This window comes from Dyadobacter sp. HNCC25DJ187 (genome assembly GCF_056895255.1).
In genome coordinates this window covers 1,637,870-1,651,554 of record NZ_JBXHAT010000001.1, presented here as the reverse complement: position 1 = coordinate 1,651,554, position 13,685 = coordinate 1,637,870, and the positions used below count along the sequence as shown (strand labels likewise).

11 protein-coding genes and 1 riboswitch are annotated in these 13,685 nt (G+C 43.2%); of the genes, 4 read left to right on the top strand and 7 right to left on the bottom strand.

All coding sequences use genetic code 11. From position 1 onward, the window contains the following. Nucleotides 1-11 precede the first annotated feature (11 nt). Nucleotides 12-1,220 carry a sterol desaturase family protein gene (locus AC1XUE_RS06840; RefSeq protein WP_483355193.1) on the bottom strand — a complete coding sequence of 403 codons (1,209 nt, stop codon included), beginning with the start codon at nucleotides 1,218-1,220 and terminating at the stop codon, nucleotides 12-14. A gap of 293 nt (nucleotides 1,221-1,513) precedes the next feature. Here AC1XUE_RS06840 and AC1XUE_RS06835 point away from each other — a divergent pair, with 293 nt between their 5' ends. Then, complete coding sequence (locus AC1XUE_RS06835; RefSeq protein ID WP_483355192.1) at nucleotides 1,514-1,741, top strand: hypothetical protein; 228 nt, start codon at nucleotides 1,514-1,516, stop codon at nucleotides 1,739-1,741. Between the two features lie 204 nt (nucleotides 1,742-1,945). On the opposite strand, the gene AC1XUE_RS06830 is transcribed toward AC1XUE_RS06835, so the two are convergent. The 4 genes from AC1XUE_RS06830 to AC1XUE_RS06815 form a co-directional block, all read right to left on the bottom strand. Then, nucleotides 1,946-2,752: a DUF4397 domain-containing protein gene (locus AC1XUE_RS06830; RefSeq protein WP_483355191.1), complete on the bottom strand. Its 807-nt coding sequence runs from the start codon at nucleotides 2,750-2,752 to the stop codon at nucleotides 1,946-1,948. 28 nt (nucleotides 2,753-2,780) lie between these two features. After that, nucleotides 2,781-5,534, bottom strand: a complete 2,754-nt coding sequence (locus AC1XUE_RS06825) for a TonB-dependent receptor (protein ID WP_483355190.1) — start codon at nucleotides 5,532-5,534, stop codon at nucleotides 2,781-2,783. 290 nt (nucleotides 5,535-5,824) lie between these two features. Continuing rightward, a complete protein-coding gene (locus AC1XUE_RS06820) occupies nucleotides 5,825-6,463 on the bottom strand; it encodes a YceI family protein (RefSeq protein WP_483355189.1) in 639 nt (212 codons plus the stop codon). A gap of 211 nt (nucleotides 6,464-6,674) precedes the next feature. Further along, nucleotides 6,675-6,774, bottom strand: a riboswitch (SAM riboswitch). Between the two features lie 129 nt (nucleotides 6,775-6,903). Beyond that, entirely contained in the window at nucleotides 6,904-8,217 is a 1,314-nt protein-coding gene (locus tag AC1XUE_RS06815; RefSeq protein ID WP_483355188.1) for a hypothetical protein, read from the bottom strand. Between the two features lie 354 nt (nucleotides 8,218-8,571). Here AC1XUE_RS06815 and AC1XUE_RS06810 point away from each other — a divergent pair, with 354 nt between their 5' ends. From AC1XUE_RS06810 to AC1XUE_RS06800, 3 genes are all read left to right on the top strand, one after another. Further along, nucleotides 8,572-9,882 carry a peroxiredoxin family protein gene (locus AC1XUE_RS06810; RefSeq protein WP_483355187.1) on the top strand — a complete coding sequence of 437 codons (1,311 nt, stop codon included), beginning with the start codon at nucleotides 8,572-8,574 and terminating at the stop codon, nucleotides 9,880-9,882. Nucleotides 9,883-9,996: 114 nt separating this feature from the next. Continuing rightward, nucleotides 9,997-10,452: a protein-disulfide reductase DsbD domain-containing protein gene (locus tag AC1XUE_RS06805; protein WP_483355186.1), complete on the top strand. Its 456-nt coding sequence runs from the start codon at nucleotides 9,997-9,999 to the stop codon at nucleotides 10,450-10,452. Nucleotides 10,453-10,463: 11 nt separating this feature from the next. Beyond that, a complete protein-coding gene (locus AC1XUE_RS06800) occupies nucleotides 10,464-11,417 on the top strand; it encodes a cytochrome-c peroxidase (RefSeq protein ID WP_483355185.1) in 954 nt (317 codons plus the stop codon). A 117-nt stretch (nucleotides 11,418-11,534) separates the two neighbouring features. On the opposite strand, the gene AC1XUE_RS06795 is transcribed toward AC1XUE_RS06800, so the two are convergent. Continuing rightward, nucleotides 11,535-12,035, bottom strand: a complete 501-nt coding sequence (locus tag AC1XUE_RS06795; RefSeq protein ID WP_483355184.1) for a GNAT family N-acetyltransferase — start codon at nucleotides 12,033-12,035, stop codon at nucleotides 11,535-11,537. A gap of 948 nt (nucleotides 12,036-12,983) precedes the next feature. Further along, a complete protein-coding gene (locus AC1XUE_RS06790) occupies nucleotides 12,984-13,409 on the bottom strand; it encodes a VOC family protein (protein ID WP_483355183.1) in 426 nt (141 codons plus the stop codon). Between the last annotated feature and the right edge of the window lie 276 nt (nucleotides 13,410-13,685).

Genomic DNA, 13,685 nt, shown 5'->3' with positions numbered 1-13,685 from the left:
TTGGTTAGCTGTTATCTGCCATAAATCGTATTGAGGTACTGTCGTTGTAATGCTGAAAAGTAAACCAGAGAACCTATTGTAAACAGGCTGAGCAAGACAAATGTGGTCGGATGAGGTAAGTAATAAAAGGTCGTGAATACGATCAGAAAACCTCTGATCAGTTCGAGAAAAAAGACCCATCTGCGTTGCTCCAATATAGCACCGCAGTTAATCAGTGTAACCACGATGACCAGTGCAGCCATGGCTTGCAGGAAAAAGTCAGTCTCATGCTCAAACAGAAGTAGAAAGAAGAGCATGACCAGCATGGCTGAAAATTGCAACAGCACATAGGTCCTGAATTTTTGTGTACTCACCCTGACCTTATATTTGGATAAAAATTTCTTCTCCACAATGGCCCTTACTTCGGGATCGAAATCGGCAGGACTACCGAAAAAGAGTTTGACTTTGTTGATAATGCCGGTTTTTGCTTTGGACGCATACCACAATTCTACGAGGTAATGAAAATGCTGCCATAGAAAACTATAGCTATCCAACTGTTTGGTAAGGCCGTATCTGGCTTCTTCTCTCTCTTCTTCGAAAGTGCCGAAAAGCTTGTCCCAGATGATGAACATATCACCGAAGTTTTTGTCAAGATAGGCTTCATTGCTGGCATGATGTACCCGATGGTGGGAAGGTGTAACAAGAATGTACTCAAGGATCCCAAGTTTTCCGATAAGCTGGGTATGTGTAAAAAAAGGATAAAGACCGTGTACGATAAGCATGGTGGTGATCATAGGAGCCGGAAAACCGACAACAGGAAGAACCGCCCAGAATGCTGTCCTGACGACGGCCTGGAAAACAGTGATCCGCGTTCCGGCCGTGTAATTAAATTCTTCACTTGTATGGTGAACCACATGAAATGCCCAAAACAAATTGACTTTGTGCCCGAAGCGGTGATACCAATACCAGATCAGGTCTGTGGCAAGTATCAGGGCTATCCAGGTCAGTAATGTTGATTTAATGTTGAATATGGCATAATGCTGATGAAGGTAATCATAGAAAAAATAGAAGGCTCCTGCCACAAACATGTCAATCAACCTTTCCGCAATACCAATATTCATGTTAGCTATTGAGCTGTTGAAATGAAAAACTTTCTTTCCCCGTCGCTTAGCTACAAGGTATTCAATAGCAATAAACGTCAGAAAGAAGGGCACTGCGATGGCCATGTAATTAAGTTTCATGACAAGAAATACAGTAATAGTATATTTAAAATATAGAGTATATGTACAAATGTAAACAAGCAGTTGGATATTTGCTACGAATCACCTGTTTAGCTGATACAAATTTTTCCCGGATACAGGTGTAATGTGTTGATTTTGTGATTTTTGATTCCCATGTTTTTTTCTTAAACACTTGCAGTGGTACGTTTCAGATATTTTGATGTTTATAATTGGGACATAGTGGTGACATCTCTATATTTGTATACTATACAAACTAAGTAGACTAAATATATTCAACAAAATAACTGAATGTCATGGAAAACACTTATCAATTAAAACTGACTTATCCCAAATCCCAAAGCATCCATCACATTACATCTCTGGTCGAATCGGTCCAGGGCGTTCGTATCAGTCATCTTCATTTCAGTAGCATCGGTAAAGATGTGGTTGGCATACTGCGCTTTGAAGCTTCCGATCTGATTAAATTTAATTCAGTAGTACGTTTGATGCGATCCAAAAATGTAGCGCTGATGGAAGGTTAAGTATTGCGGATATTCACATTTTGTTGTTGTCTTTATATGCTCCGGTCGTTTGGCCGGAGCTTTTTATTGTCTAAGAATACTTTATTATTGTCCATGTGTGCGATCCGTGGCAAAATACTGTAAATTCGTTGGCATACCTCCCAAAGCAAAAAACTCCGCAATGGGAAACCCATCACGGAGTATTCAACTTCCATCACCAATTATCTATTTCACAGGATGTTCGATCACTTTGACGCCGAACTCCGGTGTACCTTGTAACAATCCGTTTGTAAAAACGGTGTAAATTTTACCTGCTTCCAACGTGATGGTAGAAGTACTGCCGGTAGTGTTGCCGTTGGTTGCATTGGTAAAATTAAATGGGTAGGATCCCGGATCCACATTTTGAAAAGGTCCGAGTGACCACGCACTTAACGTTTCTCCGCTAAGGGATGAATTGGCTGCCCTTCCATAGGCTACGTTGGTGAAGAGAGGTGTTTTATCTTTCAGTACGTTCAGTGTTCCTGCACCCGGTGAGAGATTCACAAATCGAAGTTTGGCTTTGCCGGCATCCGGCGCTTTCAGATCATCATAAAAAAGGATCAGTGAATCGGCGTTGTTTTTGCTGGTGCGGGCAGCCACTACGGTGTGGTAAAAAGTGGCGATCGGACCGTTCGGTCTGCCGGTGGCTGAAAACGTAGCGCTGTTGCCAAACTGATAAGAAGCCTTATAACTGGTATTATTTCCTTCTGTAAAATTGATCTGAACACTGCCGAATACGGTAGGGTAGTACGCTGAAGCCTGATTAATCGCCACGGGTGTAGGGGTGATCTTGTCTGTAAATGTCCAGAAACTAATGGCTGAATTAACAGGGCGGGCATTCACAAAACTGATGTAAGCACTAAGAGGAGGACGGTCTGCGGCGTCTATGTCCAGGTAAGAGGTGTCTTCGCAGCTTGTAAGTGCGGTCACGCCAACTACTACCAGCAGCGCAGACTGTATCCGTTTCGATAATTTAAATGTGTTTATTTTCATTGTGCTGAGAATTAACGAATGATGGATTTTATAGTTTGGCTGTGATTCTTACGAAAGGCTGTATGCCTGCACTACCGTTCTGCAAGCCTATGATTGAAGGATTGTTACGTGGATTCAGAGAAGGATCGGTATAATCGCCCAATTGATTGAAAGCATTGTTTACACCAATTACACCTTGCAACGATTTTGTAAACGAATAAGCCACTGAGGCATCCACGACCCATATCGGTTTCAGTTTCTGGTAGAAGTAGTCCGGCTGCGGAAAATTGGCGTTTAGTGAAGATGCACTGGTCACCGAGCCAAAATAAATTGCGCGTGCCATGTAAGTGAGTTTTCCCAGTTTATAGGTTCCCTGAACGTTTATTTTCTGACCCGGAATGTGTGAGGTTACCCTTGCTTTTTCACCGTCATTGAAAATGATATAGCGGTAAGCTTCTAGTCCTGCCGGTGTGTTCACGCTGGTTACTTCATTTCTTACAAAATTGGCTCCCAACAATAATGTAAGTGCTCCGTTGCGGAATGGTGTCTTATAGCTACCTGTGATTTCCAATCCTTTTGTTCTTGTACTGAAAGAGTTGTAGAAGAATTTTGCCTGAGTGGTTCCTGTTTGCACGAATAAATTACGCACTTCAAGTGGCAGGTTCACATCCGTTGCGGAAAAGTTACCGGTGTTCCCTACACGATTATTCACATCTACAAGATAAGCATCAGCAGTCAGTTCAAAATTTCTGAAGGGCTGCGTGGTGATCCCCAGTGTATAACCTTTTGATTTTTCAGGTGTAAGTGTCGGGAAGCCGAGTGCGCGGGTTGCTGCACTCTGGTTAGATGCCGTGACCTGATCGATAGCGCGTCCCTGCTGGAAACTGGTTGATGTTTCGGTATAATAATACTGTGCAAGATCCGGAGCTCTGAAGCCTGTATTGTGAGATCCGCGGATACCTAGCTGATCGGTGATATTGAATTTGGAAGCAATTTTATAGGTCGTTACATTGCCTAATCCTGAAAAATTCTCCAGACGTAATGCACCTGAAACCAGCCAGTTTTGTGTAATGTTTGCTTCCACATCTGCGTATCCGGCCAAGATCGAGCGATTTACGTTCACAGCATTTTCAGGACGGAAACCTGCGTGGATCTGAGAGCCCGGAGAAAGTCCGTTCAATCCGATCTGTCCTTCATTCGTGTTGTAGATAATGCCTGCTGCCGTTGTATCCAGTCCCCATACGGTTCTCAAATCTCCTTTGGAGTAGGAAGCAGACTCACCTGCAATGATCTGATAGGTCTCAACCCGGTATTGAGCACCAAAGGCTACATTTATTCCTTTTAGTGCTTTATCGAAGTACCGGCTGATGTCTATACTTCCTGTATTCTGGCTTGCATTATAGCTTCCGGCATCGAATGTTCTTGGTGTTTTCAAACCCAAACTTGCATTCAATGAATTAGTGATTACATTGCCAAAATCATTCTTTCCATATACATTCGAAATATCCACATCCCAGTCGCGGATTTTACCTTTCACACCGACTGCCAGCGATTTATCTGATATGATGTTTTCCATCGCAGGCAGAAAGCCGTCAGGATACAGGAAGGAGTTATTTCGTTCAGTCCACCCCGGCAAACGGTATACGGCAGTGAATTGTGAATTCCTGTGGCTGATTCCCCCGAAAGCATAAACTTCCGCATTTTGCCGTAAAGGAATTGCTGCATTAAAAAATAAAAGTGCATCCTTCGCTTTGTTCGATCCACTTGCACGACGGTCGAAAAAGTGGCGGTCAATACCTCTGCTTGCCAGAATTGCTTCGTCAATTTCTTTGGTGTATATAGCATCGTAATTACGGGTGTTAGCACCGCCTCCGTACACTGGTCCCAGGTATAATCCGGCATCGTCCCTTCCAGGCAATAACGAAATAGCCTGTGTTGCAAATTCTGCTGTGGCATTCAGATAGCCACCTGTTTTACCCAAAGCAAAACCATAATTGGCGTTGGTGCGGGTGCTGGTGCCATCACCACGCCGGCGGGTAGTGGCAGTAGAGCTGATCGTCAATTGTTCGGTGCTTTTACTAAGGACTATGTTGATTACACCTGCAATAGCATCGGAACCATACTGTGCAGCGGCTCCATCTCTCAGAATTTCAACTCGTTCAATGGCGGCAGTAGGTATGGAGTTGAGGTCATAACCTGTGGCACCGTTACCCAATCCACCCCAGTTGATGTTGGAGCTTTTGTGACGACGCTTGCCATTTACAAGTACCAGCACCTGATCTACCCCCAATCCTCTGAGTTGAGAAAGGTTGAGCGCCGATCCGGCATCCCCGGCGTTACTTCCATTTACGGAGTGAAAAGAGGGCGATACGTATTGCAGCAACTGCGTTATACTGACCTGCGGCGCTGATTCTAGCAATGGTTTCAGATCGATTACATCGACAGGAACAGGAGAATCGAGTTTGGTACGGTTCGCATTGCGTGAGCCTACAACCTGTACTTCGCCCAATGTGTGCGTACTTGCCTGAAGTGCCACATTGTATTCATTGGAAGCTTGGATCGGGACTTCGCGGGGAAGAAATCCGATGAAAGAAAAAATCAGAATTTCGCCTTTGATTACCGGTAATGTGAATTTTCCGTCTGCGTCGGAAATGGTTCCCTGACGGGTATTTTTGATCGTGACGTTGACTCCGGGCAGCGGCTCTCCATTTTCAGTGGCGGTCACCCGGCCTGTGATGATGCGCTGTTGGGCGAGCGATGCTGTGGCGATGAAAAGTAAAATAAGTAAAAAGTAGTTTTTCATTCAATGACAGTTTTGGAAGCCAGTGGAAAGCTTCGGGATTTTAAAAGCTGTAAATGGGAGTCAGGCTGCTGACTTGTAATGTATACCAGAAATTCGGATCTGGTTTGAATAAAGTGCGGTCAGGGAGATATTAACGTGATGCTGTAAACGTTGTTCTGATTTGATGATGCACGGCACTTTTACATTGACCTTTAAAGGACGGGGGAGCCTGCAGTTCCGGTCGATTTTTGAGATCTTTATAAAAGCGTAGTTTTAACTACCAAGCCAGCGCATCATCAAATCAGAAAAGTTTACTTGGTTTTGACCTTTGCCGTAGCGCCTGTTTCTGCCGCTACGAGTGATATATCCAGGTTGAAAATGTCATCTATTGCTTTATCACCGATGGATGAGAATACGCTTTTTGAGTTGTACTTGATATCATATTTGGTTCTGTCAATGGCGATTTTAGCTTTGCCGGTTATTTCTTTGCCGTTGCTGATTACCTCTGCCGGGAACGTGATGTCGTTGGTTACTCCTTTAATCGTCAGTTTTCCCTTTACATCGTATTTGTTGGTCCCGGAAGGCGTAGCCGATACGATCTGCAATTTGGCTACCGGATGTTTGTCGACAGCAAAGAAGTCGTCATTTTTCAAGTGACCAACCAGTTTTGCGTTGTATTCCGGATCAGTAATGTCCGTAACAGTCAGGTCTTTCAGGTTGATTTCAAAGTTGCCGCCTTTCAGTTTACCATCGTTCAGGATGAGCGATCCCTGCCTGATCGGTGCCGTTCCTGAATGTTCGCCGGTTACTTTTTTAGCATGCCAAACCAGCTTACTTTGTTTTGCATCCACTGCGTAAGAAGACTCTTTCACGTTTTTATCTGTGGGTCCGGTGAATGATACCAGCCCGAAAGCAGTCAGTGAGAGTATTGGAATAAGTATCTTTTTCATGTTGTTTTTGTTTAATATATTAATTCTATTGATTTTATAGAGTAAATGAGCTTGGTAAATCCGATCAGGATCTGCTAATCCCGACCGGGTTGTTGCTCACGGCGCTTTGCAATTAGCTTCGCCACTTGTCATTCGGGCAGCATTTCCCTTGGCTGTTAGAACGACATAGAACAGGACGAGTTGAACAAAAGATGTTGTGCATGATTTTGTAAATTTATAGTTCCTAAAACTTAGGCAGGTTAGCACTTATTCCACCCTGGAAAGTTGCTAAGAGTTCAATGAGCCTGTCTCTCCCTCTTTCTGTATAAATCCGTATTTACTTTGCAGGAAGTAATTGTAAGACGATGCAAAGGTAAGTTCAAGATTTCCTGATTATCAAAAAACAGACTTGATATTTTGGACTAAATCGGGAATTGTACCACAGAACCGTAAGTAGCCGATCACCATCCTCTTTTCTCTTCCAGCGGGTATTTCTTATCAATCTTCTTCAAAACAACAAAAATGGAGTCTTTGTTTTCATTTATACCTGATAGTACGAACTGGTCGGAATCACGTGGTTCGTACCTAAGCGTTAGTTGTATGGTACTGTCAGCACGGTTTTTAAGTTTGAATACCTTGTTGATTGTATCTGCTTCGTAGCCGTAGTAATGCCTGCCAATATTCCCGTAGTATTCTGTCGTACGAATGGAATTTTTTGTATTGAGCTTAAACGGCTTGTCAAGTTGTATGCTGATTGAATTGAACTTTTCAAATACCACATTTTGCCATCTTGTCGTGTCACCAGTAGCCTCGGGAACAAACCTGTCATTGAGTTTGAATTCAGACACCTTGTAAAAACCACTGATTCCCGCAAGTCCATTTTCGAGAGGAAGTTTGAATGATTTTCCACTTGCATACAGGTTCCAATACCCAAAACCACGATAAACTACGAAAAGTAAAATGAAACCGTATTTCAAAGTCAGTCTGGCATATTTATACCAGGTAGCCGGTAGTTCAAACTGTTGAACGTAAGTAAGTGCAACCGCTTTGTATTCAATAACAATCTGATAAAACTTATTTGCATCTCGAACCAGAAGCAGTAGAGAAAGGCTCAGCAGATGCAGGCTCGTGAGTTCCACACCGGCATTGTAGCCAATATTCACAAACCAGATAGGTAATAAAATCGCGATCATCATCAATGCTCCAAGCGTGGTCGTGCGACGGGACAACAGCAGCAGTGTCGCTACCAGTTCAAATATCCCTGCGAAGACTTCGAACACAGGGGAAACGCCGGTCGTGAGCCAATACAATTTACCAGGCGTGAAGTCTCCCAAATTTGTATTAAGCTGACTGATCGTCGGAAAGGGCATTTGCACAGGAAACACTTTGGCCCATGCAAACCACGACATGCGCAAGGCTACACCGTATCTTGCGGCGGCATAAAACCAATAGTACACCTGTTCATCATTTTTTCGTCTTTTATCGATCTGTTGCCAGAGCAGACCTGCAGCGATACATACCAGTACAGTAATAAACCACCCAGTGTAATTCTTTCCCTCCTGGCTCGCAAAAAACCAGGGTTTGTTTTGGGATACGACATCCAGCCAACGGAAGGGGTAAGCGTTGACATTGAAACCGGCGTCAAAGTTCTGCTTGTAAAACTCCGGATTAAAAGGAATAGTGCTTACCACAGCATATACCAAAGCTGCGCGCACGGCGATTTGTTCGTAGGCTTCCCATGGCGAGGATAGCCCATTGGTCTCTTTTTCAGACATGATTATTTGAGTAAAAAGGATTAAACTGGCACACGTATTCTTTCAGAAACAAAATCAGTTGGCGTGTGTAGGGTGCAAAAGTAGAATGGCTTTCAGGGCCTTGCAACTGATTTGGTGGTATGAAATCGGATAAATCCATTAAATCTATAAAATTAATAGACAAATGATTGTGATCATTTTTTTGACGCTCTATATTTGCCACAGGTTTTAGGATAACACAGCATGCTGATCTTATCATGAAACGCTGAGTGCCGGGGGAAATCCTGCAAATGTCCCCGGTTTGAGTAAGCCTTTCGGAACTTCCTCCGGATGGTGGTATTGTAATCATTTTATAATCTTTTCAAATCAACTTGTATGAAAATCAACCAGATCAAGTCTGTGGCGTTAGCAGGGGCCACGTTTTTGAGCAGCTTCGCCTTCGCCGACGACCATTCAGCCGGTAAATCTCCGAAGCAGGGTATTTGGAGAGGGGAGTTCGTGATCAGCGAAACCAGAATCCCTTTCAATTTCGAGTATAATAACAAAGACAAAGACCATCCGGTGTTGACGTTGCTGAACGGTACAAGACGCGATGATTTCAAAGTGACCAAGTTGAGCGGAGATTCGATCTTCGTGAAGATGAATACCTATGATGCTGCGTTGGTAGCCAATGTGGAGTCGGACGGGAAGATTACGGGAGAATACAGAAGTCTGGTTCCGGGTTTCCGTGGAAGCGCACTACCGTTTTCAGCAGAACATGGAAAGGACTACAGATTTGTAGAAAAAGGAAAGGAACAACCTACTAAACATAATTTATCCGGGAAATGGGATCTGGCCGTGTACAGCAAGGCAAAAATGCCGGACAACATTGCGATCCTGAAACAGGAAGGTAATAAGTTGACAGGCGTGGTGATGTCGACAGTGGGCGACAGCCGCGAGCTGGAAGGTGTGGTACAGGGTGATGAGTTTGTACTTTCTCACTTCTCAGGACCAAACCCAAGGGTATACAAGGGTAAGATCAATGAAGACGGTTCTATCACGGGGGTGATCAGCTCCGGTATTTATGACAATACTAAATTCGAAGGAAGTAAAAATGCGCAGGCATCTTTACCGGATCCTTATAAACTGACATTTCTGAAGGAGGGGTACAGCAAACTGGATTTTACATTGCCTGACCTAGACGGAAAAAATGTGTCATTGAGCGACGACAAATACAAAGGCAAAGTGGTCATTGTAGAAATCATCGGGACATGGTGTCCTAACTGTACCGATCAGACTACCTTCCTGGCTCCATGGTACAAAGCCAATAAAGAACGTGGAGTAGAAGCCATTGCCATTGGTTTTGAGCAGAAGGATGATCTGGCTTATGCCAAATATACGCTGGGAACGCTGAAAAAGAAATATGGTATCGAGTATGATATCCTGTTCGGTGGTATCGCAGACAAGAAAGTGGCGTCAGAGAAACTGCCTGCTTTGAATCGCATGATGGCATTCCCGACAACCATTATTATTGACAGAAAAGGAGATGTACGCCAGATTCATACCGGCTATACAGGAGAGGTTACCGGTGATTATTTCACTGAGTACGTTAAAAAATGGAACACAGACCTTGACGCGCTGATCGCTGAACCTGTGCCTGCATCATTTGCTGCATCTACGGGCAAATCAGTAAAGAACTCCAAATAACAAGGTGGGTTAAGTAACAAGGTAGTCTGGGACAACTGCAGGGTGAATGTCATGCGCCTTGCAGTTGTTTAATGTGACGCCATTGTACATGCTGCTCCTTTGAATCTATATTTTATGATGACCAGGCTCCTACTTTTTTTTGTACTTACTTCTTTCACACTATACGCACAAGAAGCGGAAGACATCGCCAAATGGAATGTATCCGTTTCCAACAAAAATGCAAAGGCCGGTGATGAAGTCGAGCTTATCTTCTCTGCCCAAATAGAGAAAAACTGGAAACTTTATTCATCGGATTTTACAAACGACATAGGTCCGCTGCCAACAGAGTTTAAGATTGATACAGCCGATTCTTTCCGGATTGTTGGAGATGTAAATGCCATTAACCCCAAAAAGACTGTCGATCCAACCTGGGAAGTAGCGTATACCTATTTCCAGGATAAGGGAGAATTCCGTCAGAAAATTAAGGTCACGAATGCTGGCTATGTTGTGAAGGGCACCATCAAAGGGCTTTTATGTAGCAATGTAGACGGGCTTTGCATTCCATTTCAGGAATCGTTTCAGATCAATTGAGATTGAAGAGTATGGAAAAGTTTAGAAAAACCGGCTTGGTCCTGTTCGCATTCTGCCTTTTTATCGTGGCAGTGGGCTTTCAGGCACAGGATAAAGAAGTGAATACCAAAGAAGAGTTAGGTGAAAGGCTGTTCTTTGATCCTATTTTATCAAAAGGACAGGGCATCAGTTGTGCTTCCTGCCATATTCCGGCATTTGCATTTGCCGATACGGCGGCTTTCAGTATTGGTGACAAAGGGACAAAGTTACCGCGCAACAGTCCGGCGCTTACCAATCTCTCCGGCCGTACCGATTTCTTCTGGGATGGCAGATCAGGTTCTCTGGAGGACCAGGTACTGGGGCCGCTGGCTGCGCATGATGAAATGGATTTGCCGGTTGACCAAGCTGTGGAAAGATTAAAAAAGAATGATTTTTATAGTGCTGCGTTTCAAAAAATATTCAAGGCAGAGGTAAATGCGCATAACTTGCAAAAAGCGATTGCTTCGTTTGAAAGAACCCTGGAAACGACAGACACACCGTACGACCGGTTTCTGGATGGAAATGAAGATGCATTGACGGACGCAGCCAAGCGTGGGCGTGTACTGTTTATCGGTAAAGCAAATTGCGCTACATGCCATTCAGGAGAAGACTTTACCGCAGATCGGTTCAAAAACATAGGTCTTTTCAACGGAGCTGAGCTGGCAGATGCCGGACGATTCTCCATTACAAAAGACAGTACGCATATCGGACTTTTTAAAGTGCCCGGTTTGAGAAATGTTGCCGTTACAGCTCCTTATATGCACAATGCCATGTTCAAAACATTGAAGGAGGTGGTGTCCTACTACAATACACCGGACAAGTTTGTAAGCAACAGTATCAATAGAGATCTTTCATTGGGTGCTTCACTCAATCTGACCGATCCGGAAATGAACGACATTGTTGCTTTTCTGGAAGCGCTGACTGATGACCGCTTTGCGAAAAAGTAAGTATGTATCAACAATATGGTAGGAAGCCGGAGTTTCCTGAACGAAGCTCCGGCTTTTTGTATTTATAGCGTATGAAGTGAGAAAAGAAAATACGAAACCTTTGATTAGGATTTACTATTACTTGAGAAACTTTTGCAGCCAAATCAAGTCAAAGAACCTCCCATTTTTGTAGCCTAGTCTTTCAAAATTACCACATTCCTTGTACCCCAATGCTTTGTGGAAATTTAATGAGACTGTATTTTCGGATGAGATATTCACTAGAATATTGGATATATCAAGACTTCTAAGTTCGCCTTCCAGAATATGGTAAAGTTGACTTCCTATTCCTTTTCCTGTAAAACCTTCTTTTAGCCAGTACGTTAGTTTGACAGTATGGGCAAAGGTATTTTCTGACCTGAAGTGATAGGCGTATCCGAATCCGATCAGCTCATCACCATTCAAAGCTACATATCCTGGTAGGGCGCTCTTCCTGTTGACCAACTCGGCAATTACACTTTTTCCCAATGACTTCTCAGAGAAGTAGAAAGTTGTATTAGCAATATAATAGTTGATAATGTCTAAAATATCATCCGCATCGGTGGCGGTCATTGACCTGAATGAAATGTTTTCCAGATTCATAGTGGCAGTATTTTAGTGATTAGTCCTATTACCTGGCGTGTGTCCTCTCAGGACTTCTGTATTACGATGCTGTCTTTCAGTCAGCAGTGGGCATGATATGGAACCCAGATCCTCCAGTGCTTTTTATTACTACTGCTGTGATGCAAAATCAATAATCAATCCCTGGCCCGTGTCTTCACGGGACTTTGCGCAACTCCAGTCTCCATTATGAATAGTTTAAAAAAAATCGATTGAGCTAACTTAGCCTCTGTAATAATGATATTAATTTTTTTGAAACTGCTTACTTTCAGTGCTTTGCATGTTGAACTTCTCCATTATTCAATTCCCTGGCCCGTGTCCTCACGGGACCTCTGTATGACGCTATTCTATTTCAGTCAGCAGTGGGTATCATATGCAATCCAGATCTTCCGGTGCAGCGTTGTTACTATTGTTGCTACGTAAAATCAATGATCAATCCCTTGGCCCGTGTCCCCACGGGACTTTTGGATGACGCCCCTGTTTCAATCCAGTTATTCGTAATTTTCTAAACTACGAATTGAGATGATTTATCGTTTGTCAGGGTAATATCAAATTTTTCTTTTACTAACTCATTTTAATTCAATGTAATGACCGATTTGGATCACCGTAATTACCGTCTTCGATTGTAACAGATTATCGATGCGCGCCGTGCAAACCCTACGCACCACAGAGATTTAGGGCTACTATCTAAAACAATTGTTCTTAACCGACTTGTTAATGTTCCACCCCTCCGGGGTTGCTGCAAATATTTCATAAATGCTGCTCATCCCCGGATTACATGCGGGGCTATTCGTGTTGGATCCCTACGGGATCAGAAAAAAAACTGAAGTTCCCTATTCCCTATCCCGTGTCCTAACGGGACTTTGCATGATGCTAATGGACTTCATCCCTCAACCGAGTACCACAAAAAATCTTATAATCATGTTTTTCTCACTGCGGTGACGTAAAATCAATAATCCATTCGATACCGTATTTATCTCTGAACATACCGAAGTAGGAAACCCAGGGACTATCAGTCATGGGTACTTCGACGGCTCCGCCTGCTGAAAGCCTGCTAAATAATTTGTCTGCTTCTTCACGACTCTCTGCGCTTACAGAGATCTTCGATCTGTTTTCGTTTTCATTCACTTTACCCATAAATTCCGGTACGTCGTTGCCTATCAGCACATTTGGGCCGATGGATAAAGCAATATGCATAAGCTTATTCGCCTCGCTTTCTGACAATGGATGTTCAGCGCCCGCAATATCTTTGAAGCGGATGATCTTTGTGAAATCCCCCCCAAATACGGATCTGTAAAAATGGAATGCTTCTTCAGCATTGCCGTTGAAGTTGATGTGCGGATTGATGAGTGCCATGGGTTTGGGGTTATTTTGAAGGTTTAGTTATTTTTGGTTTTTAGAATTGAGAGTTTGTTTAGTTCGATGCCTGCGCTTATTTATTCACTAATATTCACCCTCGCATGTTGCCGTAATAATTCCTTTTTTCTTTGCTTCCTTTGTCGATTGGTGTTCTACATCTATTACTGTTGTCTGCTTTGTTGATTAAATCATTTTTTTAGTCAATTAGTATATATGGTCTTCTTCAGCACAACTCTTTGTAAGAAATACAATATACGCAATTATAAGTAACAT